The organism is Yoonia sediminilitoris, assembly GCF_003058085.1.
Taxonomy (GTDB): Bacteria; Pseudomonadota; Alphaproteobacteria; order Rhodobacterales; family Rhodobacteraceae; genus Yoonia; species Yoonia sediminilitoris.
The window spans coordinates 63,716-85,131 of sequence record NZ_QBUD01000009.1; the positions used below are offsets into that span (position 1 = coordinate 63,716).

At 55.9% G+C, this 21,416-nt stretch carries 21 protein-coding genes and 1 tRNA gene; 13 read left to right on the top strand and 9 right to left on the bottom strand.

Annotated elements, in window-relative coordinates:
- Positions 1-8 precede the first annotated feature (8 nt).
- Entirely contained in the window at positions 9-1,064 is a 1,056-nt protein-coding gene (locus C8N45_RS15715; RefSeq protein ID WP_108387286.1) for a proline racemase family protein, read from the bottom strand.
- A gap of 178 nt (positions 1,065-1,242) precedes the next feature.
- Here C8N45_RS15715 and ndk point away from each other — a divergent pair, with 178 nt between their 5' ends.
- A complete protein-coding gene (ndk, locus tag C8N45_RS15720; protein WP_108387210.1) occupies positions 1,243-1,665 on the top strand; it encodes a nucleoside-diphosphate kinase in 423 nt (140 codons plus the stop codon).
- 82 nt (positions 1,666-1,747) lie between these two features.
- Here the strand turns inward: ndk and C8N45_RS15725 are convergent, their stop codons facing one another.
- The 5 genes from C8N45_RS15725 to C8N45_RS15745 form a co-directional block, all read right to left on the bottom strand.
- Positions 1,748-2,089, bottom strand: a complete 342-nt coding sequence (locus C8N45_RS15725) for a TfoX/Sxy family protein (RefSeq protein ID WP_108387211.1) — start codon at positions 2,087-2,089, stop codon at positions 1,748-1,750.
- 360 nt (positions 2,090-2,449) lie between these two features.
- Positions 2,450-4,519: a DEAD/DEAH box helicase gene (locus C8N45_RS15730; RefSeq protein WP_108387212.1), complete on the bottom strand. Its 2,070-nt coding sequence runs from the start codon at positions 4,517-4,519 to the stop codon at positions 2,450-2,452.
- Positions 4,520-4,605: 86 nt separating this feature from the next.
- A complete protein-coding gene (locus C8N45_RS15735) occupies positions 4,606-5,181 on the bottom strand; it encodes an HD domain-containing protein (RefSeq protein ID WP_108387213.1) in 576 nt (191 codons plus the stop codon).
- A 31-nt stretch (positions 5,182-5,212) separates the two neighbouring features.
- On the bottom strand, positions 5,213-5,623 hold the full coding sequence (locus tag C8N45_RS23725; protein ID WP_245882696.1) for a hypothetical protein: 411 nt from the start codon (positions 5,621-5,623) through the stop codon (positions 5,213-5,215).
- 2 nt (positions 5,624-5,625) lie between these two features.
- Complete coding sequence (locus tag C8N45_RS15745; protein ID WP_108387214.1) at positions 5,626-6,279, bottom strand: alpha/beta hydrolase; 654 nt, start codon at positions 6,277-6,279, stop codon at positions 5,626-5,628.
- A gap of 162 nt (positions 6,280-6,441) precedes the next feature.
- Between C8N45_RS15745 and iscR the strand changes: the two genes are divergently transcribed.
- From iscR to C8N45_RS15790, 9 genes are all read left to right on the top strand, one after another.
- The gene (gene iscR / locus C8N45_RS15750) at positions 6,442-6,903 is read left to right on the top strand and encodes a Fe-S cluster assembly transcriptional regulator IscR (RefSeq protein ID WP_108387287.1); all 462 of its coding nucleotides are present in this window, start codon (positions 6,442-6,444) and stop codon (positions 6,901-6,903) included.
- A gap of 6 nt (positions 6,904-6,909) precedes the next feature.
- Entirely contained in the window at positions 6,910-7,944 is a 1,035-nt protein-coding gene (locus C8N45_RS15755; RefSeq protein ID WP_108387215.1) for a cysteine desulfurase family protein, read from the top strand.
- A gap of 11 nt (positions 7,945-7,955) precedes the next feature.
- The gene (gene sufB, locus C8N45_RS15760; protein ID WP_108387216.1) at positions 7,956-9,479 is read left to right on the top strand and encodes a Fe-S cluster assembly protein SufB; all 1,524 of its coding nucleotides are present in this window, start codon (positions 7,956-7,958) and stop codon (positions 9,477-9,479) included.
- 232 nt (positions 9,480-9,711) lie between these two features.
- Complete coding sequence (locus tag C8N45_RS15765) at positions 9,712-10,242, top strand: hypothetical protein (protein ID WP_133175993.1); 531 nt, start codon at positions 9,712-9,714, stop codon at positions 10,240-10,242.
- Positions 10,243-10,400: 158 nt separating this feature from the next.
- Positions 10,401-11,156 carry a Fe-S cluster assembly ATPase SufC gene (sufC, locus tag C8N45_RS15770; protein ID WP_108387218.1) on the top strand — a complete coding sequence of 252 codons (756 nt, stop codon included), beginning with the start codon at positions 10,401-10,403 and terminating at the stop codon, positions 11,154-11,156.
- A 1-nt stretch (position 11,157) separates the two neighbouring features.
- Complete coding sequence (locus C8N45_RS15775; protein WP_108387219.1) at positions 11,158-12,447, top strand: SufB/SufD family protein; 1,290 nt, start codon at positions 11,158-11,160, stop codon at positions 12,445-12,447.
- Positions 12,448-12,450: 3 nt separating this feature from the next.
- Positions 12,451-12,954: a YIP1 family protein gene (locus tag C8N45_RS15780; protein ID WP_108387220.1), complete on the top strand. Its 504-nt coding sequence runs from the start codon at positions 12,451-12,453 to the stop codon at positions 12,952-12,954.
- The gene (locus C8N45_RS15785; RefSeq protein WP_108387221.1) at positions 12,951-13,550 is read left to right on the top strand and encodes a YIP1 family protein; all 600 of its coding nucleotides are present in this window, start codon (positions 12,951-12,953) and stop codon (positions 13,548-13,550) included. The genes C8N45_RS15780 and C8N45_RS15785 overlap by 4 nt, the downstream gene beginning before the upstream one ends.
- Positions 13,547-14,770 carry a cysteine desulfurase gene (locus tag C8N45_RS15790; RefSeq protein WP_108387222.1) on the top strand — a complete coding sequence of 408 codons (1,224 nt, stop codon included), beginning with the start codon at positions 13,547-13,549 and terminating at the stop codon, positions 14,768-14,770. Before C8N45_RS15785 ends, C8N45_RS15790 begins: the two co-directional genes overlap by 4 nt.
- 104 nt (positions 14,771-14,874) lie before the next feature.
- Here C8N45_RS15790 and C8N45_RS15795 read toward each other — a convergent pair whose 3' ends face one another.
- The 3 genes from C8N45_RS15795 to C8N45_RS15805 form a co-directional block, all read right to left on the bottom strand.
- Positions 14,875-15,507, bottom strand: coding sequence for a cysteine hydrolase family protein (locus C8N45_RS15795; protein WP_108387223.1), 633 nt, complete (start codon positions 15,505-15,507; stop codon positions 14,875-14,877).
- Positions 15,508-15,525: 18 nt separating this feature from the next.
- Positions 15,526-15,843 carry a DMT family transporter gene (locus C8N45_RS15800; protein ID WP_108387224.1) on the bottom strand — a complete coding sequence of 106 codons (318 nt, stop codon included), beginning with the start codon at positions 15,841-15,843 and terminating at the stop codon, positions 15,526-15,528.
- Positions 15,844-15,987: 144 nt separating this feature from the next.
- The gene (locus C8N45_RS15805) at positions 15,988-16,764 is read right to left on the bottom strand and encodes a peroxidase family protein (protein ID WP_133175994.1); all 777 of its coding nucleotides are present in this window, start codon (positions 16,762-16,764) and stop codon (positions 15,988-15,990) included.
- Positions 16,765-17,117: 353 nt separating this feature from the next.
- Here C8N45_RS15805 and C8N45_RS15810 point away from each other — a divergent pair.
- From C8N45_RS15810 to C8N45_RS15825, 3 genes are all read left to right on the top strand, one after another.
- Positions 17,118-17,194, top strand: a tRNA-Arg gene (locus C8N45_RS15810).
- Between the two features lie 616 nt (positions 17,195-17,810).
- On the top strand, positions 17,811-20,330 hold the full coding sequence (locus C8N45_RS15815; protein ID WP_168769495.1) for a bifunctional diguanylate cyclase/phosphodiesterase: 2,520 nt from the start codon (positions 17,811-17,813) through the stop codon (positions 20,328-20,330).
- Between the two features lie 580 nt (positions 20,331-20,910).
- Positions 20,911-21,333, top strand: a complete 423-nt coding sequence (locus C8N45_RS15825; RefSeq protein WP_108387228.1) for a DUF2267 domain-containing protein — start codon at positions 20,911-20,913, stop codon at positions 21,331-21,333.
- The last annotated feature ends 83 nt before the right edge of the window (positions 21,334-21,416 follow it).

Here is a 21,416-nt window from a genome sequence, read left to right on the forward strand (position 1 = left end):
TCGCGGACTCAGCCCCAAATATCGCCTACAGTGAAACCGGACTGAAAAGGATCGCTGGGGTCGCGCAGATATTGCGACAGACCGGTGATCCACCCGCGCCCGGACAATGTGGGGATGATGGCATCATAGGGACCGACCTTGGTCGTGCCAGTGATCCGGCCAGTGAATACCGTCCCCAAGGGACCCGCGTTTTTATAATCCTCGCCAACCGCAAGAAGACCCTTCGCGTGCAGCACGGCCATTTTGGCGCAGGTCCCTGTCCCGCACGGGGACCGGTCAAGCGCGCCAGTGATTGCGCCGGGCCTGTCAGGATCAAATTCGCCTGACGATACCGTGACTGCACCCCGGCCATGGGTCATCGGGTCATTGGGCGGCGCGGTCAGCTGCGCAATTGTGGGGCCCGTCAATGTCGGTTCGTCCGGGTGGCTGACGGGGTATTGTTGCGCGGCGGCGGCGCGCATGGCCTCACTGGCGCGCACGATTGCGGACCCGTTTTCCGCCACAGGATCAATGCCGAACTGTGCCGCGTCTGCAATCACGTAAAACATGCCGCCCCAGGCGATATCGACAGTGACAGTCCCGAAGCCCGCGACAACGAGCGGCACGCCGATATGCACCGCAAAAGCGGGCACATTCAGGAATGTCACCTGTTCGACCTTGCCGTTCTTGCAGTGGGCGGTCACGTCGATCAGGCCCGCGGGTGCCTCGAGCCGCAAAGTCGTGACGGGTTCTACCATCGGCACGATGCCTGTTTCCAACAGCACGGTCGTTACGCAGATCGTGTTGCTGCCAGACATCGGCGGGTATTCGGTTTGCTCCATGATGATGAATCCTGCTTCGGCAGACGGATCGCACGGCGGCACCAATGCGTTGCAGCACAGGGCAGGGTTGCCGCGTGGTTCCTGTAGCATCATCGTGCGGATATCATCGTGGTGGGCTTGCATATACTGCATCTTTTCCAGCACCGTGCGGCCGGGCAAATGGGGCATGCCGCCGGTAATCACGCGGCCGCCTTCACCTTCGGCGTGGGCTTCGACGGCCGTAATCATGCGGTTGGCGTGCATCTGGTTTTCCTCCGGCTTTGGGTGATCTTGCGAGACGGTCGCGGCAAAGGCAAAGCGAATTCGAAAAACCGGGGCCAAATTTTCAGGTTTGCCATGATGTCAGCAGGGTCTTTTCATGGCCGATAGGCCGTGCTAGTGGACCGCCAATTCATAACCCTCCCAGGAAAGACCCTAACACATGGCTATCCAACGCACATTTTCGATCATCAAACCGGACGCAACCAAGCGCAATCTGACCGGTGCAATCATTGCCAAATTTGAAGAAGCAGGGCTGCGCGTCGTCGCGTCCAAGCGCATTCAGTTGACACTGGCCCAGGCTCAGCAGTTTTACGGCGTCCACGCCGAGCGTCCTTTCTTTGGCGAACTTTGTGAATTCATGATTTCAGAGCCGATCGTCGTGCAGGTTCTTGAGGGCGAAGACGCCATCGCAAAAAACCGTGAAGTCATGGGCGCAACCAACCCCGAAGACGCAGCGCCCGGCACGATCCGCAAAGAATTTGCGCTGTCGATCGGTGAAAACTCTGTCCATGGGTCGGACGCACCGGACACAGCCGCAGAAGAGATCGCTTTCTTCTTCTCAGGGCTTGAACTGGTCGGCTAAATCCCGACAACGCGCTTTCAAATTGGGCCGTCCGCAGCGCATAACTGTGGGCGGCTTTTTTGCAGGCGCCGGGAATGGCGCTTCAGTCCTCGCGCTTTTCCATCCGCTGACCCACTCCAATATGATCCAGCGTTCGTTCAAATTCTGAACGGTGATCGTCGAATGACGTGGCCTTGATTGCGTCGAAGCGCTTGCGCAAGGCTTTCTTTTCGTCGCCTTTACAGTCGTTCCACGGCCTGCCTTGCAGCGCCATGTGAAGCACATAATAGCCGATGAAGTGGGGTTTGCTGCCAGCTTCGAGCAGCTTGACATAGGCTGCGTCGGCGCCTGTTTCGTACAGCTTTTCGGCAGTTGTGATGCCGACGGCGCTGAGTGCCTGCGCAAACGCGGGGCCGATGTTGCGGATGCTTGTCAGTGCTGTCATGGCCGAACTATAGATGCAATCCGATCGACGGAAAACCGGTGTCTAGAGCGCTGCCGCGCAAATGGCCTGATTTGGCAGAGTGCCGACCAAACGGTCAGATACTGGCAAAATCGGTGAAGATGGGCGTTTCGGGCTTGGTTTGCATTGCCGGTGCAGGCTGGCTTGGCCGCTGCGTTTGCTGCGGCTTTGGTGTGTTTTGAGTCTGGGTAGTCATGGAATTCGTCCTTGAGACATCAACTTATTAACAACTGCTTATTAAACTACAGCCGCGATCGTCTTGATCATAGTCGGGTTATGCTGACCCATCATGTCGGTTCCCGGTGTTGTGATGTGACGATTTTGTGTCCTGCAGGTTGCATTTTAGCTTTTTCCACGACGGGGCGCCCCATGGCCACCTTTACCTAAACCCTTGCGGGGCTTGGATTTTCCACCGGGCGGGACAAATCTTTTCGAGGTATCTTTTGCATTGCCAGCGGGCTTTGCCGCAGGCTTTCCAGCCGGTTTTCCGCCACCGCTTTTGTGACCGGATGTGTCAGATTTGAAACCAGAGGTGTTTTGCTTGCCCGGTTTCTTACCCTTAAATGCGGGCTTTTTCTTTTCCACCAGCGCATCACCATGGTCGCGGCGGGCCGGTTTTGCGCGGGGTTTGCGCGCTGACTTATCGTCTGCCGCGCCCGGAATCGGCTTGATCGCAGGTTCATCATTTTGCCGTGACGGCGGTGGCGGCGACTGGTCACGCGGCGCATGGCGCTCGGGTTTTGGTCCGTCATTTCGGACGCCCTTGGGTTTGTCGTAATCGCGCTTGGTTTTGCGCGGCCCTTTTTCGCCAAGTTGTGGGGGGCCGCCAAGCGCAGTGAGCGTTGCCTGATTTTCAAGCTTCATGTCTTTGCCCACCGACTTCAGAAATCCTTGTACGGCAGGCTCCGAAATTTCGACAAAGGTTTCATTGGGCTGAATGCGGATCGCGCCGATTTCGTTTTTGGTAATACCACCGGCCTTGCAGATCATCGGCAAGAGCCACCGCGCCTCTGCCTTGCCTTCGCGGCCCACGTCAACGCTGAACCATCTGGACGGGCCGAATGACTTCGTCTCGCGCGGGGTCCGTTCCTTGGCTTGCGGTCCTTCCTTGTATTCGCTGATATGCTCGGGCGCGGATTGCTTGCCTGCATAAAGCCGCAAATAGGCGGCAGCGATTTTTTCGGGGGCATGTGCCGCCAGAAGGCGCTTTGCGAATTCTGTTTCACTGTCTGTGAACTCTTCTGCCCAGACCGGATCGGTCAGCAGTCGCTCTTCGTCCTTTGCCGTCACTTCTTCGGCGGTCGGCGGCATGGCCCACGTCGCTGTCAGTTTGCCCCACTTTAGCAGGTTTTCAGCGCGTCGTTTCATCTTGGCAGGCACGATCAGCGCGGAAATCCCCTTGCGTCCGGCGCGCCCTGTGCGGCCTGACCGGTGCAAAAGCGTTTCTGCATTGGTTGGCAATTCGGCGTGAATGACCAGTTCGAGGTTCGGCAGATCAATTCCGCGTGCGGCGACATCGGTGGCCACGCAGACCTTGGCCCGTCCGTCGCGCATCGCCTGCAGCGCGTGAGAGCGTTCGGTCTGGCTCAGTTCGCCGGACAGGGCGACCGTCGCAAAGCCACGGTTGGCCAGACGGGTGGTCAGCCGCGTGACCATTGCGCGTGTATTGGCAAACACAATCGCATTGGGCGCATCATAGTAGCGCAGTGCGTTGATGATTGCCGCGTCGATATCGTGGTTGGCTACGGACAAGGCCCGATATTCGATGTCACTATGCTGCGATTCCTTGGTGACAGTTGCCACGCGCACCGCGTCGCGCTGATAGGATTTCGCAAGCGTTGCGATCATTTTGGGCACGGTGGCCGAAAACATCAGCGTGCGCCGCGTTTCAGGCGCCTGATCCAGAATGAATTCCAGATCTTCACGAAACCCAAGGTCGAGCATTTCGTCCGCTTCATCCAGTACGACTGCCTTGATGTCGGACAGGTCAATCGTGCCGCGCATGATGTGGTCGCGCAGACGCCCCGGCGTGGCCACGACAATATGCGCCCCACGTTCAAGGCTGCGGCGTTCATCGCGGAAATCCATGCCGCCCACGCAAGAGGCGAGCGTCGCCCCGGCACCGGCATAAAGCCACTGCAATTCACGTTTGACCTGCAAGGCCAGTTCGCGCGTCGGCGCAATGACCAGCGCAAGTGGCCGCCCGGCGGGGCCGAATGTGCCGTCCTCGGCCAGAATGGTCGGCCCGATGGCCAATCCAAACCCCACGGTCTTGCCAGACCCCGTCTGGGCGGAGACAAGCAAGTCTTTCCCTTCCAGTTCGGCATCGGTTACGGCGATCTGCACAGGGGTCAGATCGGTATAGCCTTGTTTGGCAAGAGCATCGGAGAGAGTGGGGATCATGGTCGTCATAAAGGGGCTTTCTGGGCGGATAAGCCCTGCGCCTTACGCCTGCACACAGCGTTTGTATAGGGGGCGAACGTCAAGAGTCACTTTATTTATTGCCCGAACCACGTATCGATCCGCCGTTTGAGCGCATCCCAGATGGCAGGTGCCCCACGCTGGACCTTGACGCCCACGCGCGTCTGGAGCTGTTCCGCGGTCACGTTGTATTCGGGCCATGTGCCACCATTGGTTTCAAGGTTCGACACGACCGGCTGCACACGGTCGATGGATTTGGCAAAGACCGCATCGTCAGTTTCGGCCGCTTCGAATTCATCCCAGAGGGCGCGGAATGCCTGCGCCTGATCATCCGGCAGCAGCCCGAATATGCGCGCGGCTGCAACCTGTTCGATCGCCGCCATTTCGGCCGGGTCATGGTCGCCGTGAATCGGATTGTCGCCTGCGTCGATTTCCACAATATCGTGGATCAGCAACATCTTGATGACCCGGCTGATGTCGACGGGCTTGACCGCATGTTCGGCCATCACCATCGCGTACAGCGCGATGTGCCAGCTATGTTCGCCAGAGTTTTCGCGCCGCGAACTGTCACAAAGGGTGGTGCCCCTCAGAACAGTCTTGAGCTTGTCAACTTCTGTCAGAAAGGCGAGCTGCGCATGAATCCGGTCTGTCATGGGGTCGCCTGCGTATCCGCTCCGTCTGCCACTACCGTGTAACGCGGCGCGGCATCGCACTTGGTGCGGCGTCTTCTTTTCCCGCGTCGGCTTTTGCGTTTTCGACGTCTGTCTGGTCCTGCGATGTCACGTCCTGATCTTGGGCAATTGCAGCTTCTGCGGCTTCTTTGTCTTCATCTGAGAGCCCCTGCAAGGGTGCCGCCTTTGGTTTGGGCGCTGCCTTGTATCCGTTTGCCAACCGCTGCGCGAGCACTTCGCGCGCGCGCGCCTCGGCCCGGCGGACACGGATCGCAGTTGAATAGGTTTCCTGCAAGGATTGGGATGAGGCGCCTAAAATCTCGCCAATGGCATCTACGATCCCAACATCACCCGACGCAGCCTGATCCGCCAATGCCAGATCAGCCAGTTCGTTGGCGACTTTATCGACATATGCTTCTGCCATGATTACCTCGTGCTTTCAGTCAGCCTCCGGCGGACGTATGATTTAACCGTGTCAATCATAGGGTCCATATGTGGATCTTCAAAGAAGTGGCCCGCACCTTCCATTTCATCATGCGTGATGGTGATGCCCTTTTGCTCGTGTAGCTTGTTGACAAGGCTTACTGTGTCGCGCGGTGGGGCAACACGGTCGTTCGACCCGTTGATGATCAGGCCCGATGACGGGCAGGGGGCCAGAAAGCTGAAGTCATACATGTTGGCTGGTGGCGACACCGAGATAAAACCGGTTATTTCGGGACGCCGCATCAGCAGTTGCATCCCGATCCAGGCCCCGAATGAAAAGCCGGCCACCCAGCAGTGTTTGGCGTTGCTGTTCATTGATTGCAGATAATCAAGCGCGGACGCCGCATCGGACAACTCACCAACACCTTGATCATATTCGCCCTGCGAGCGCCCGACACCGCGGAAATTGAACCGCAGCACGGTGAAACCCATGTTATAAAATGCATAGTGCAAATTATAAACGACGCGGTTATTCATCGTCCCGCCAAACTGTGGATGCGGATGCAACACGATGGCAATCGGCGCATCGCGGTCCTTTTGAGGGTGATAGCGCCCTTCAAGGCGCCCTTCGGGTCCGGGGAAGATAACTTCGGGCATTAATGGTCCGTCTCTGTTTTGGCCTATCGTTTTCTTGACGAAAACACTCAGGCACTTTAGAAAGATTCTAAGTTGGGCTTTCGCCCGCATGGGTTCACGGTGAAGTAATCTTGCGACCGTGCGGCGTCAATGAAATTGCGCCTGTTTGAGGGGGTTGTGACCATGAAGTTAAGCACGAAAGGCCGATATGCAATGGTCGCACTCGCCGACCTTGCACTTCAATCGGATGATGCGCTGGTCAACCTGACCGAGATTTCGAAGCGGCAGGACATTTCGCTGCCTTATCTTGAGCAGCTTTTTGTGAAGTTGCGCCGTGCCGGTCTGGTTGAATCTGTCCGCGGTCCGGGCGGCGGATACCGTCTTGCCCGTCCGGCGGCCGATATTCGCGTGGCCGAGATTTTGGGCGCGGTCGATGAAACCGTGTCGGCGATGCACAAAGGGGCAGGGGCATCGGGCGCGGCATCGGGGTCGCGCGCGCAATCCATGACCAACCGTTTGTGGGAAGGACTATCGGCGCACGTCTATGTATTTTTGCATCAGGCCCGCCTGTCGGATGTTGTCGGGAATGAACTGGCCCCCTGTCCCGCGGTGCCTGCATTGTTCGAGGTTGTCGATGATGTGTGATCTGACATGAAACGCGTCTATCTAGATCATAATGCGACAACGCCCCTGCGCAGCGAGGCGCGCGCGGCGATGATCGCGGCAATGGATGTTGTGGGAAATCCATCGTCCGTGCATGCGGAAGGGCGAGCCGCCAAGGCGATCGTCGAAAAAGCGCGTGGTCAGATTGCCGAGTCTGTTGGCGCGTCGGGCGCGGATATCGTGTTTACGTCAGGCGCCACCGAAGCGGCGGCATTGGCTCTGGCGGGGCGCAATTTACAGGCCGGTCCGATGGAGCATGACGCGGTTCACGCGTGGATTGACCCGTGTCTGCCGGTTGTGGACGGGCTTGTGCAGGTGGCTGATCCTGCCCACTCGGCAATGCAGTTGGCCAATTCTGAAACAGGGATTTTGCAGTCGCTGCCGCAAGGTCTGGCTGTCTCTGACATTACCCAGGCTTTTGGAAAGGTGCCTTTTTCCTACGCTTGGTCAGGGGTGGAAATGGTGTTTCTGTCGGCGCACAAATTTGGCGGCCCGAAGGGCGTTGGTGCGCTTGTGGTGCCGCAAGGTGCTGAAATTGCTTCACAAATCAAGGGCGGCGGGCAGGAAATGGGCCGCCGGTCCGGTACTGAAAACGTGATCGCCATTGCCGGTATGGGGGCCGCTGCTGTGGCCGCCCAAGCCGATTTGGCCGCAGAAAACTGGGACCGGGTTGCCAAACTTAGAAATATTCTAGAAAAGGCCATTGAGGCGACAGATAATAGCACTATTTTTGTCGGGAATACCAATGAACGGTTGCCAAACACCTCTTGTTTCGCTTCACCCGGCTGGAAGGGCGAAACGCAGGTAATGGCAATGGATTTGGCCGGATTTGCGGTTTCGGCAGGCTCTGCCTGTTCGAGCGGCAAGGTCAAGGTCAGCCGGGTCTTGCAGGCGAACGGTCTGGATGATGAGGCGGCCGCAAGTGCCATACGTGTCTCACTTGGTGTGGACACGACAGAGGATGAGGTCATGCGCTTTGTGCAGGCCTGGAGCGATAAACGCGCCCGCAGACGGGCGGCTTGAGAGGGAATAAAATGGCTGCTTTTGATGAAATAGAAGTCAAAGACGGTGTAGATCAGGAGACGGTTGACGCTGTGTCCGCCTTGTCAGGCACCTATAAACACGGCTGGAACACCGAGATCGAAATGGATTACGCCCCCAAGGGCGTGAATACAGATATCGTTCGCTTGATTTCGTCCAAGAACGAAGAACCCGAATGGATGACCGATTGGCGCCTGTCCGCTTTCGAGCGTTGGGGCCAGATGGAAGAACCCACATGGGCGATGGTCGATTATCCCAAGATCGACTTTCAGGACATCTATTACTACGCCCGCCCCAAAAGCATGGAGGTCAAACCAAAGTCGTTGGACGAGGTTGACCCAAAGCTGCTGGCAACCTACGCTAAACTGGGCATTCCATTGAAAGAACAGGCTATTTTGGCTGGTGTTGAGGGTGCAGAAGACGCCCCCGCCGAAGGCCGCAAAGTCGCAGTTGATGCCGTATTTGACAGTGTGTCCGTTGGCACGACGTTTCAGGCTGAACTCAAAAAAGCCGGCGTGATCTTCTGTTCGATCTCGGAAGCGATCCGCGACCATCCAGAGTTGGTCAAGAAATATCTGGGAACGGTTGTGCCTGCCTCTGACAATTTTTATGCGACGCTGAACAGCGCCGTCTTTTCGGACGGGTCGTTTGTTTATGTGCCGCCCGGCGTGCGCTGCCCGATGGAACTGTCCACATATTTCCGCATCAATGCGGAAAACACCGGCCAGTTTGAACGGACATTGATCATTGCCGACAAAGGGTCCTACGTCTCCTATCTTGAAGGCTGCACTGCACCCCAGCGTGATGTCGCCCAGCTGCACGCCGCAGTGGTCGAAATCATCGTCGAAGAAGATGCAGAAGTGAAATACTCCACCGTGCAGAACTGGTATCCCGGTGACGAAAACGGCGTCGGCGGTATCTACAACTTTGTGACAAAGCGTGCCGATTGCCGCGGCGACCGGTCCAAGGTGATGTGGACGCAAGTGGAAACCGGCTCTGCCGTGACGTGGAAGTACCCAAGCTGCATCCTGCGTGGCGACGATTCACAAGGTGAATTCTATTCCATCGCAATTGCCAACAACATGCAGCAGGCCGACACGGGCACAAAGATGGTGCATCTGGGCAAGAATACAAAGTCGCGGATCGTCTCCAAGGGGATCAGTGCTGGCAAGGCGCAGAACACATACCGTGGTTTGGTGTCGATGCATCCCAAAGCCAAGGAAAGCCGCAACTACACCCAATGCGACAGCCTGTTGATCGGCGACAAATGCGGGGCACACACGGTGCCTTATATTGAGGTCAAGAACAACAGCAGCCGCGTCGAACATGAGGCGACGACATCCAAGGTGGATGATGACCAACTGTTCTATTGCCGCTCGCGCGGCATGGACGAGGAAGAAGCGGTCGCGCTGGTTGTGAATGGGTTCTGCAAGGAAGTGCTTCAGGCATTGCCGATGGAATTTGCAATGGAAGCGCAAGCTCTTGTCGCGATTTCACTTGAAGGGTCCGTGGGTTAATCCGCCTGCGTGTCTTGGAAGGCAACGATGAACCGATTTGGTGACACTATGAAGCGCGTTCAGCGTATGGGTCCGTGCAGTGGCAACGCTGCGCGCCAGCCCACGCGCCGTGCTCGTGCGCAAACGGCCTTTATTTCGCACGAACGTCGTTCTCTTGTCACAAGGCAGTCGTGTTCTTGCCCCAGTTTGATGCGACTCCAGTCGCACGATCAGAATGGCGGAGCAGAACGCGATGGCGAATTTAGATCTCAACGATTTCAAGATGCGGGTGAAGCGTATTCAGGACCCGCGCAACAACGCCTATTTCGATCAGGAGCTTGGGATGCATGTGCCCAAGCACACCACGCCTGCCGAAATTCAGAAAGCCGTAAAGTCACAGCGCTTTTCGGTGATGCGTCTGGTTGTGTCGTTAATGGTCGGGGTGGCCGCCGTTATGGCCGCGCAGGCTATTCGCCTACGCTATCTCGAAATGACCGACGCGGGCATTGGCTCTCTGTTCACCGATCTGCTGCTGACCACCTTTTTCGTTTTATTGGTGTCCGCACTGATACGCCATCGCAGACCGATGTTGCGCCTGTGCCAGATCGGCGGCGTTGCGGCGATGTTTGTGGCCGGGCACAATCTGATGTGGTTTTATCCGGACCAGTTGGCAGTCATCTATACGCCGGAACATGTGGCAAGCGTGCAGGCCGAAACCGAACCCATGACGATCGTACTGCCCGCGTTCACTGCACAACCACAAACGGATTTGCTGGACACCTAAGCCCGCACATTCCGTCGCTTCTTGCGGCCATAAAAATCAAAAGAACCCATGTATCGGTAGCCTGCTCTTTCAAAAGAGGCGGGCGATTGTCTGTATCTGAAACTGAAAAACCAAGACACGCGCTTTTTGCCGTGTCTTGAACCTTGTGAGGACGAAATATGTTGGAAATCAAAGGCCTGAAGGTCAAACTGGAAGAAGAAGATAAGCAGATCCTCAAGGGTGTCGATCTGTCGATTGATGCGGGTTCCGTTCATGCGATCATGGGACCCAACGGCTCGGGCAAATCAACCTTGTCATATGTTCTGTCCGGCAAGGACGGTTATGAAGTCACCGGCGGGTCGGCGTCGCTGGACGGTCATGATCTGCTTGATCTTGATCCGGAAGAGCGCGCCGCGATCGGCCTTTTCCTTGCGTTTCAGTACCCGGTCGAAATTCCCGGCGTTGGCAATATGACATTTCTGCGTACCGCGGTGAACGCACAACGCAAGGCGCGCGGGCAAGAAGAAATCAGCGCCGGTGATTTCCTCAAGGAAGTGCGCGCGCGGGCCAAGAGCCTGAAAATCGATGCGGATATGCTCAAGCGCCCAGTCAACGTGGGCTTTTCCGGCGGCGAGAAAAAACGCAATGAAATCCTGCAAATGGCAATGCTTGAGCCCAAGATGTGTGTGCTGGATGAAACCGATTCCGGGCTGGATGTTGATGCGATGAAACTTGTCGCTGAAGGCGTGAATGCGCTGCGCTCCGAAGGCCGCTCGTTCCTTGTGATCACGCACTATCAGCGTCTTTTGGACCACATCAAGCCGGACGTCGTGCACATCATGGCCGATGGTCGCATCGTGAAAACAGGCGGCCCCGAACTCGCACTTGAGGTCGAAAACAACGGCTACGCCGATATCCTGGCAGAGGTGGTCTGAGATGGCGCTTGCAAAGCTCAAAGCGGACACGACGGAGGCGCGGCTTGAGGGCGTGACATTGCCCGGAGCTGCGGCATGGTCAAATGCGGCGCGCGCCGATGCGTTGGCGCGTGTGCGCCAAATGGGGTTGCCCACGCGACGTGATGAATATTGGAAATACACGGACCCGACATCGCTGACGGTACCAACGGCACCCGAGGCGGCGCTTTTCGACAATGACGAAGGGCCGCTGTTTGATGCCGTGGACCGGATTCGCATCGTGTTTGTCGATGGCGTGTTTGATCCGGATGCATCCGATGATTTGTCGGGTGAAGGTCTGGAAATCAGCCGTCTGGCCGATGCGATGGCAACCGATATTCATTGGGCCAAGGATCTTTACGGTGTGCTGGAAGCCCGCGGTCAGAATCCCGTGGATCGCGCACTTGCCGCCTTGAATACCGCAACAGCCACAGATGGTGTTGTGATCCGGGTGACTGGCAAGGCCAGCAAGCCGGTGAATTTGATCTATCTACACCGCGATGTGGCGTCGGACGCTGTTTTGCATAATGTGATCAAGGTGGAAGCGGGGGCCGAAATGACCTTGCTGGAAACCGGCCCCGCCGCGGCGCGGTTTTCCAAATTGCTTGAGGTTGACGTGGCCGATGGTGGTCGGTTCCACCATGTCCGCGCGCAAGGTCGCGACCACGAACGCCGCGCCGTTACACATGGCTTTGCGCGCATTGGCGAGGAAAGCACATTCAAGTCCTTTACCCTGACATTCAATGGCGTGCTGACCCGCAACGAATGCGTGCTCGAGATCGTGGGCGACAATGCGACCGCCCATGTGGCCGGTGTCTGCGTTGGCGACGGTACGGATTTTCACCACGACGACACGGTGTTCATTACCCATGATGCGGTGAATTGCGAAAGCCGTCAGGTGTTCAAGAAAGTCCTGCGCAACGGGGCAACGGGCGTGTTTCAGGGCAAGATTCTTGTGAAAGAGGGCGCCCAGAAAACCGATGGCTACCAGATCAGCCAGTCGTTGCTGCTGGATGATGACAGCCAGTTCCTTGCCAAGCCGGAGTTGGAAATCTACGCCGACGATGTGGCCTGTTCGCATGGCTCGACCTCGGGTGCGATTGACGAAGATGCGTTGTTTTACCTCCGCTCGCGCGGGGTGCCCGAAAAGGCAGCGACCAGTCTTTTGACGTTGGCGTTTCTGGCAGAGGCACTGGAAGAGATCGAAGACGAAGGGTTGGCAGAGGAATTGCGCGACCGGCTGGAAAGCTGGTTGCAGCGTCACAGTAGCTGAGCCATGCCAGTCACCAATGATATGGTCCGCACGTGGCGTGCGCCGCGCGCGGTGATGCGTGACCTTCTGGCCCATGGGCGCCGCGAAGATCGGGCGATTGCTTATCTGATGATCGGTTGTTTCCTGATCTTCGTGGCCCAATGGCCGCGCCTGTCGCGCATTTCAGGCGGATATGAACCGTCGCCGTGGCCGGATGATGTGAATTTTGAAGGTATGATGACCTATACCTTCTATTCACTGGTGATCATGTTGCCGCTTGTCATGTATGCCATAGCCGCGCTGTCGCATCTGGTCGCCCGCCTGTTCGGTGGCAAGGGCGGTTTCTATGGGGCCCGTTTGGCGCTGTTCTGGTCACTTCTGACGACCGCACCCTTGTTCTTGTTGCATGGGCTTGTTCGTGGTTTTATCGGGGCCGGACTGCAGGCGAATATTGTGGGCGGCATCCTGCTATTGGTCTTTGGCTGGATCTGGTTGCAATGCCTGCGCGAGGCGGAAGGCCCACAATGACTGTGACACCTGAAAGTTTCTTTCGCGCGATCTGGATGACCGTGCTTGAACCCGCCGAAATGGCGCGGCAAGCAAAAGGAATGCGGATCGGGGCAGAGCCGCTTTGGACGGCGCTTGTGCTGTTGGCCATTCTGAATGCGCTGTTGATCGTGGGCGATCAGTATCTGTCGCCCGTTCCTGCGGAAATGCAGGCGTTTTCATTGGGTTTTTCCCCTTTTGGCTGGGCCGCATTGGCCGTTGCCTATTTGATCGGCAGCACACTGGCGATCTGGAAAGCCGGAACATTCCTGTACGGCAGCGGCAATTTGGAAGAAACGCTGACCCTGTTTGTGTGGTTCAACACCATGCGGCTGGTGCTTTTGATTATTCAGATGGTGCTACTGTTTCTCAGCCCGGCACTGTCGGGGATCTTTGCCTTGGTGTCCGCAATCGCCGTTTTCCGGGCTTTCCTGCATTTCGTTGATGTATTGCATGATTTCGGCAGCCTGCTGAAGGCGTTCGGCTGCATCATCCTGTCTTCCCTGGCGGTCGGAGCGGCATTGTTGATCCTGTTGACGATCATCGGGGTCCCTGCATTAACCGGAGTGAGCGTATGACCTACGACGTTTCAAAAATCCGTGCGGATTTTCCAATTCTATCGCGTGAAGTGAACGGCAAACCATTGGTTTATCTCGACAACGGGGCCTCAGCGCAGAAGCCACAGGTCGTGATTGATGCGGTCACGCGCGGCTATGCCGAGGAATATTCCAACGTCCATCGTGGCCTGCACTACCTGAGCAATCTTTCGACCGAGCGCTATGAAGGCGTGCGCGGCATCATAGCCCGCTTTTTGAATGCGGGCTCAGAGAATGAGATTATCATTAATTCCGGCACGACCGAGGGGATCAATATGGTCGCCTACGGCTGGGCCATGCCACATATGGAAGCCGGTGATGAGATTGTCCTTTCGATCATGGAGCATCACGCCAATATCGTCCCCTGGCATTTCCTGCGCGAACGGCAGGGGGTGAAAATCAAGTGGGTTGACGTGGATGCCAACGGTGATCTGGACCCTGACAAGGTGATTGCCGCAATTGGCCCGCGCACAAAACTGGTCGCCGTAACCCATATGTCCAACGTGCTGGGCACGGTTGTTGACGTCAAGGCCATCACGGCAGGCGCGCATGCCAAGGGCGTGCCGGTGCTGGTTGATGGATCGCAGGCCGTTGTGCATATGCCAGTGGATGTGCGCGACATCGGTTGCGATTTCTATGCCATCACGGGGCACAAGCTATATGGCCCGTCAGGCTCTGGTGCGATTTATGTGACCAAAGAACGCATGGCGCAAATGCGTCCCTTTATGGGGGGCGGTGACATGATCCGCGACGTGACCCGGGATGACGTGACATGGAATGATCCGCCGATGAAGTTTGAAGCGGGCACACCGGGGATCGTGCAAACCATCGGGCTTGGCGTTGCATTGGATTATATGATGGGTATCGGGTTGGACCGGATCGCAGCACATGAGCGCATCTTGCGTGATTATGCCACCGCGCGACTGGGTGGTTTGAACTGGATCAACATCCAGGGTCAATCCGCCACCAAGGGTGCCATCTTCTCTTTCACGCTTGAGGGGGCGGCCCACGCGCATGATATCTCGACCGTGCTTGACAAAAAAGGTGTTGCGGTGCGCGCTGGCACCCATTGCGCGATGCCCTTGATGGAACATATGGGCGTGGGTGCGACCTGCCGCGCATCGTTCGGGATGTATAACACCACCGATGAGGTTGATGTTCTGATTGATGCGCTTGAACTCTGTCACGAGTTGTTCGGGTAGATGAGCGTGGTTCCTCAGCGACTGCTTCGAGCCCAACCTGCGAAACTGTTGCGTCGCGGCGAATGTCGGGTTCAGCATTGGTGCGCGGGGAATGCGCGGAACAGTCAAGTCGTCTTTTGGTGTCTTGAAATCGCGTCAATCACAGTTGTCCGGTCCTGAACGGCTCCCGTTTGTAGGTACTCCATCGCTTTGAGCGCCGCCTTATGGGCCTCAAGAGATGAACCCCCAACACAGTCCTCAATGACGCGACAGAAGTAGTCGGATTGGTGGCCATCCACGAATGTATAGTGGACGCAAACATCGGTTAGCCCGCCGCACAGCAGAAGCGTGTCAACTTTCAGCCCCCGCAGCAGGATTTCCAAATCCGTCCCGAAAAACGCTGAGTAGCGCCGCTTCGGGATGATGTAGTCGCCGCTTTGGAATCCCATTTCCTCTTTGGCGACGTCTGTGCGCGGGTCACCTTCAAGACAGTGAACGTCCTCATCCCCGTCCAGTTCGCGGCCAAAATCAATGAGGTCGGAACGATGTATTTCCTGGATGAAGATGACCGGCACATCGTGCTCATGCGAGGCATCGACAAGGTCGCGCGCAGCGATCATCCGATCCTTGTAGCCAGGCATGTTCTCGATAGAACGCACCTCACTGTCGTCAATGAAGGTGCTTTTCTGAATGTCGATCACGATAAGCGCGGGTCGCCCTTCGATCAGGTTTCTCGCTGTTTTGGTTCTTGTCGTCATTGTTCGAATCCTTTCGTCTTAATGCGCATCCGAGCCGAGCAGAAACATCCCGACAACTAGAAGTATCAAACCTGCAACGCCGGCTGTGCTAAGGTTTTGGTTGAATGCCATCACGCCGACCAACACCGTTCCGACAGAGCCGATACCGGTCCAGATCGGATAGGCGATGCCGAGCGGCAGTCGGGTCATCGCAGCGTATAGAGCAACGAGGCTCGTGATCATCGCGATAAGCGTCAGAGCGCCAAGTGACCAAGAGAAACCAATGCCGAGCTTCTTGAGCCCCGTCGCCCAAACGACTTCCAGTGCACCTGCGATGATAAGAAAAATCCAAGCCATTCTGACCTCCATTTTTCGCAGGTCGTCCTGACTGATGCCCTGTCGTGGCCGGGACGTCCCGGCAGGCTAAGAACTACCGGATAAACGCGGGAGCACGAATTGTCAATTTTTCAGCCGGCAACCAGAGTGTGTTAAAGCGGACATTCAGTCGTTGAGTTTCAAGGTCCGCTCCGTCCCGCATTGCGGACCTCCGGGTTCAGGCAGAACCGCTGAATTCAACCGACATAATCGGTACATCGGCGCCAAAGAGGTCTTTGTTCCGGGCCTCATCCAGGCAGCCCTGATCGACAAAACCGGGCAATAGTTCGTTCCAGATGACCCACTGGTAACGCATCCGCATGAAGCGGCGCACCTCTTCAAAGACCACGTGGCGGAAAATACCAGATCAGAAAGGCATTTGCCCATCAGGATACTGTGCACCGCAATCATGTTCGCCCGATTCTGGCTGACAACGTCATTTTCGTCATGGCGCGGGTCTCCGACCAAGGCAGCGCCATTCGTCGTGCGGGCCAGATCAAACGGATTCTGGCCGTTGCCGTAGACAAGGGAATTCGCAACATCACCCGAACCGTATAGCTGAGGTGTTGCCTCGGGTCCGCCGCCATAAACACAATCAAGATCAAGGGACGGGGAGCGCACGTGGCGGATGGTTGCCGGCTCAATCGGTGTGCCCAACGCACTTGTCACATCAAGCGTGATGTCGTGATCGACAAATTGGCCAAAGAAGGTCATTCCGGCCGCTGCATCGCGCTGCTGGTCGGTTTCCCTGCCCATGCCAAGTGCAATTTCTTCGGGCACGTCGATCAGTTGCTGATGCGACAGGTTCTTGATCTGGACAGGGTTGGGCAGCCATTTGAGCCGCTCGAAGGTTTTAGGGAGCAGGATTTTCGGCACAGGTTCTGTTGCGCAGTGGGCTTTCATAAACAAATCAAGATGTGACATGCCATGAGGGAGACGCGAGAAAATAGTCCGCCGATTTGGGTTTGAAATAGGGGCCGTCAAAAAGTGGGCTTATGGTGTGATGGCGCGGAATTTGGGCAAGTCAGGTTTCCCTCACCTTCGTTTTGACCATTGCGGGCATCGCACAGCGATGTTAGATGACGCGTAGGTACTCGTAGCTTGGCTGGATAGAGTTCTGCTGTCCGAAGGCTGATGTGAAGGGTTCATTTCGTGACGAGGCGTTGGAATGGACGTCTTGGATCAGTGGTTTGCGGGGCTGCCGATCTTTGCTTTAATCCCGCGGAAAATTGAAGTAAGCACTGCTTAAGCAGTTTGCACCCATAGCTCAGCTGGATAGAGTGTCGCCCTCCGAAGGCGAAGGTCGTAGGTTCGAATCCTACTGGGTGCGCCATTTCACTTTCAGCAGTTGAAATTTTCTCCAACAGCCTGAAAGGGAGAGAAAAAGTCGGGTTTCGAACTTCCTGATTTTGACTGTTTCGAACAGCCTGCGAAAACACCTGTCGAAGCACCGTTTTACGCCAATCCGTCCGACCATATTCCCATATATTCCAAGGACGTGATGGAAAGTGCAGCGCGAGTTCGAACGAAGCCTCCAAAGTGAGTTCGAACATTCCCCAACAGAGCGCGCCAGAGTCTTGGCGTGAACCACTGAATCTCGTCGAGATCAATGAGGTTCAAGAATAAGACACTCCCATTTCCTCTCACTCACAGCTGGTTTGAATCGGTTTTTTGTTTGGGGACGAGCCGCCTTGAATTGTAACTGTCCACACTGAATTTGAACATTGCGAGAAATTGGAGGCCGGTGACAAAATCGGGCGAGACCTGAACTTCGCTGGAAATTGTCTATTATTTTGCTGGCGTGCAGATAAATTGAATGCCCAAGGAGCGGATTTAGGCATGCTCATCACAATAATCTTAATGATTTATTAAAGAACTGATGGTGATGATGAGCGCCTGAATTTGCGAGGAAAGACATGCGCCGAGCGAACTGGCCGAGCACAACGGCGATGATCATAGCTGCATTGCTGGTGTTTGCGACGGCATTCTTGAACAAGATCGTGCGGCAGACTCAGGAAGACCATACGATATCGATCGTTCAAACCTTTGCTGACGAGTTCGCTGCGAGATTGGAAGAGAAACTTCTTACACGCGTCGCCATGGTCGATTTGCTGCGGCGGGGATGGGAAGATGGTAGAATCGACACGGCTTCCGACTTCGGTGAAGGGGCCGCAGCAATTCAAAGCCAGTTCCCTGATATTCAGGCGATCAATTGGGTCAATTCTGATGGCGTAATAATCCAGGTAAACCCGCTCGAGGGCAACGAGGCCGCGCTTGGCCTGAACCTGCGTGACCTTGATGAGCCTGCCTCCACCCTGGAGTCTTCGACCCGAATGAATTCATTTCGCCTTACCCGACCGATTATGCTGGCACAGGGTGGGCGGGGCCTTGCCGGATATGCCCCAGTCTTTAGAAATGGTAACCTGCTTGGGCACATCAATCTGGTTTTCCGAACTGATCTGCTGATCCGCTTGGTTATGGGAAGTGCGATTGAGGCGTCCTATGCAATCACTCTCGTTGACGACGGGGGGGTGGTCTACGGGAATACGGAGCAAAGTTCCGGCACAAAATACGCGTCGGAGCGGAGTGTTGAAGCCGGTGGTCGCAGCTGGATCATAACTGTCACTCCGCGGGATGCGCTGATTGATGAAGCTCGGTCATTTATTGACGAGGCGCTTCTTGCCACTGGTCTAATTCTCGCCCTTGTTATTGCAGTCACCATCAATGAATGGGAACGCAACAAGCGAAAACTCAAAGAACGCGAAGACCGCTTTGCGCTTGCAATCGAAGGGACGTCGGACGGACTCTACGACATTAATGTGGAAACATTGGATACCTATCTTTCGCCGCGGTGGTATCAGATGCTGGGGTACAAGCCAGATGAAATGCCCGCAAGCTATGAGACGTTTCGCACTCTCCTGCACCCACAAGATGCCGCGACACTGCCCTTAATTCCCGAGATCATCCAGACAGACAGAGAGTTACTGGAAGGGGAATTCCGTATGCGACATAAGAACGGCACGTGGGTCGATATTTTGTCCCGCAGTCGGCTAGTCAGAGAGGGCGGAAGGCCAACACGCATCGTTGGCACGCATGTTGATTTGACAGAGTTGAGGGCAGAGCAACGAAAGCTGCGCCGCGCTGCTGTCACTGATGATCTCACTGGTTTGCGTAACCGGCGCGAACTGGAGGAATTGTTGCAAGAAGAGCAGGAAATCTCCACCTCAAATGAACGCATTTGCCTCATGCGGATCGACCTAGATCGGTTCAAGTCGATAAATGACAGGGACGGTCATGATGCGGGTGATATCGTGCTTTGTGCGGTCGCTGACCGCCTGCGAGAGAGCACCTTTGGGTTTCAGACCATAGCCCGCATGGGAGGCGACGAATTTCTGGTTGGATGGCGGACCAGGGCACATGACGATCACATCGTACAAGTCGCACGGTCTCTTGTTGCGGCGATTGAGGCGCCTGTAATTTACGCAAATAAAGACCTTCGGGTGGGGGCCAGCGTGGGAATTGCCTTCATAGAGGGAACGGGAAGAGCGTCCGTCGGGGAAGCTATCGTGAACGCCGATATCGCCCTCAAGGCAGCAAAAAAAACGGGCCGCGGTCGACACGCCTTCTTCCAACAGTCCATGCGGGACGCGGCACTCAAAGATGCGGCTCTGGCACTGGATATCCGGGACGGGCTGGAGCGAGGAGAGTTCGAGCCTTACTTCCAGCCACAGATCGACATTAAGAGCAACCGGATCGTCGGCTTCGAAGCTCTTCTGCGCTGGAATCATCAGGAGTTGGGGGTTTTGAGTGCAGCCCAATTTGTCCCGGCTGCCGAGAATGCGCATCTCATCGAAGAGATCGACGATCGGATGTTTAGGGAAATATGCCTTGCAACCAAGGCAATTGATGAACTTGGCCTTCCTCACGCAACGGTCAGCATCAATATTTCAACGGCCCGTTTGATGAACTCCGAATTGGTAGATCGCCTGTTATGGGAAGTTGATAGGATCACCGTCAATCCGGCGCGCATTTGCATCGAATTATTGGAATCGACGCTTTTGAATGAACGAATGGAAACTGCTGTTAACAATATCTACGGCCTCGCGCGGGCCGGTTTCAGGATCGAGTTGGATGACTTTGGTACTGGTCACGCAGCGATTTCAAGTCTTTGCAACTTCCCTGTATCACGGATCAAGATTGACCGGACTTTCGTAGCCGGCATCCATAGCGACCCAAGTCTGCCAGCCATCACGGAGACGCTGATTGACCTTGGCAACAACCTTGGCATTACAGTGCTTGTCGAAGGTGTCGAGAGCGAGGCGGAACGTGCGTTTTTTGAAAAAACAAAATGCGACGAAATCCAGGGCTTTCTTGTAGGGCGCCCAATGCCGCTCAATCAGATTCCCGCATGGGTCAGAAAATGGATCGCAGCCCATCCTCCGGTAGGCTTTACTCAAATTCGAGCCTAGGGTCAGGACCCATTAATCTTGCGACTGCCTGTTGGCTCGGTTCATATCGGAACATATTGTTTGCTGCGCATGATCGCTCGGTATGGCCATTGCAGAAGGCACTTTTATAGTGCGGCTGTCTTGCCCCTCTCTTACCTGTAACGGCGCAGTTTTGTATGCCGAATCCAGAGCCTCTCGAAAGCCGCGATGCTTGCGATAGATGCAAAGATTTGCATGGTAATACTGCATGAATTCAACGGCATTGGCGACCTCTTGCCGCGCAACATAGTCAGCGCAGCAGCAATGGCGCTCATCATGTTCGCGCAAGGCAAACCCGGCGCAGTTCAGGCATTGGCTGTTCCTGAATCTGCTCCTAGCGGAAAGCATTGGCGGAATCCGACCAAGAATTCCCACAGGCGGTTTGGCTGCTAAAAAACTTTTCCGGATCGTGCCATTGCGGTCGCGCCGCGTCCAACGTCCAGAGCTCGGACCGCGGAGCAAGAGTGCAGTGCGCACATCTTTGCTGCCCCCGCGCCTGATCTATGTCAAATCATGCCTGAAATCGGGCGGTAGTCTCTGAGAAGTCAAAGAGGAGGCTGGGATGAGCGCATTGGGATTAAAAATCATCGACACCGCAGTGCATGATGCGAATGCCTGGATCAACGAGGTTGATGCGCGCACAGATTGGGACGACAAGCGGAGGTCATACAGGCTGCTGCGGCAGGTCTTGCATGTCATTCGCGATCACCTGAATGTCGACGAAGCCGCGCAGCTTGGTGCGCAATTGCCGACGCTGATCCGTGGGATCTATTATGAGGGGTGGAATCCCTCAAGCACGCCGGTCGTGGAGCGAACGACCGCAGGCTTTGTCGACCGCGTGCAGGCGGGGTTTGACAATGATCCGATGGGGGATGCCGACCATGCCATTGCCGCAGTGATTGACGTGCTTGATGCGCATGTTTCGCGGGGGGAAATGGACGACGTAAAGTCAACTTTCACAAATAAAATCAGGCGCTTGTTCTAAAGCCTTTTGCCTTTAACATGGCGCATCAGATAAGGGCGAAACGCCGGCGACATACGTAACTTGCAATGCGTTTCCCGAAAAGC

Bases quoted from the DNA above. Each gene is read 5' to 3' on its own strand.
- iscR (WP_108387287.1), top strand. From the start codon at position 6,442: ATGAAGTTAAGCACGAAAGGCCGATATGCAATGGTCGCACTCGCCGAC.
- C8N45_RS15730 (WP_108387212.1), bottom strand. From the start codon at position 4,519: ATGACGACCATGATCCCCACTCTCTCCGATGCTCTTGCCAAACAAGGC.
- C8N45_RS15715 (WP_108387286.1), bottom strand. From the start codon at position 1,064: ATGCACGCCAACCGCATGATTACGGCCGTCGAAGCCCACGCCGAAGGT.
- C8N45_RS23725 (WP_245882696.1), bottom strand. From the start codon at position 5,623: ATGGCAGAAGCATATGTCGATAAAGTCGCCAACGAACTGGCTGATCTG.
- C8N45_RS15725 (WP_108387211.1), bottom strand. From the start codon at position 2,089: ATGACAGCACTGACAAGCATCCGCAACATCGGCCCCGCGTTTGCGCAG.
- C8N45_RS15790 (WP_108387222.1), top strand. From the start codon at position 13,547: ATGACCTACGACGTTTCAAAAATCCGTGCGGATTTTCCAATTCTATCG.
- C8N45_RS15795 (WP_108387223.1), bottom strand. From the start codon at position 15,507: ATGACGACAAGAACCAAAACAGCGAGAAACCTGATCGAAGGGCGACCC.
- C8N45_RS15825 (WP_108387228.1), top strand. From the start codon at position 20,911: ATGAGCGCATTGGGATTAAAAATCATCGACACCGCAGTGCATGATGCG.
- C8N45_RS15815 (WP_168769495.1), top strand. From the start codon at position 17,811: ATGATCATAGCTGCATTGCTGGTGTTTGCGACGGCATTCTTGAACAAG.
- C8N45_RS15785 (WP_108387221.1), top strand. From the start codon at position 12,951: ATGACTGTGACACCTGAAAGTTTCTTTCGCGCGATCTGGATGACCGTG.
- C8N45_RS15735 (WP_108387213.1), bottom strand. From the start codon at position 5,181: ATGACAGACCGGATTCATGCGCAGCTCGCCTTTCTGACAGAAGTTGAC.
- C8N45_RS15765 (WP_133175993.1), top strand. From the start codon at position 9,712: ATGGCGAATTTAGATCTCAACGATTTCAAGATGCGGGTGAAGCGTATT.
- sufC (WP_108387218.1), top strand. From the start codon at position 10,401: ATGTTGGAAATCAAAGGCCTGAAGGTCAAACTGGAAGAAGAAGATAAG.
- sufB (WP_108387216.1), top strand. From the start codon at position 7,956: ATGGCTGCTTTTGATGAAATAGAAGTCAAAGACGGTGTAGATCAGGAG.
- C8N45_RS15775 (WP_108387219.1), top strand. From the start codon at position 11,158: ATGGCGCTTGCAAAGCTCAAAGCGGACACGACGGAGGCGCGGCTTGAG.
- C8N45_RS15800 (WP_108387224.1), bottom strand. From the start codon at position 15,843: ATGGCTTGGATTTTTCTTATCATCGCAGGTGCACTGGAAGTCGTTTGG.
- C8N45_RS15745 (WP_108387214.1), bottom strand. From the start codon at position 6,279: ATGCCCGAAGTTATCTTCCCCGGACCCGAAGGGCGCCTTGAAGGGCGC.
- C8N45_RS15780 (WP_108387220.1), top strand. From the start codon at position 12,451: ATGCCAGTCACCAATGATATGGTCCGCACGTGGCGTGCGCCGCGCGCG.
- C8N45_RS15805 (WP_133175994.1), bottom strand. From the start codon at position 16,764: ATGAAAGCCCACTGCGCAACAGAACCTGTGCCGAAAATCCTGCTCCCT.
- ndk (WP_108387210.1), top strand. From the start codon at position 1,243: ATGGCTATCCAACGCACATTTTCGATCATCAAACCGGACGCAACCAAG.
- C8N45_RS15755 (WP_108387215.1), top strand. From the start codon at position 6,910: ATGAAACGCGTCTATCTAGATCATAATGCGACAACGCCCCTGCGCAGC.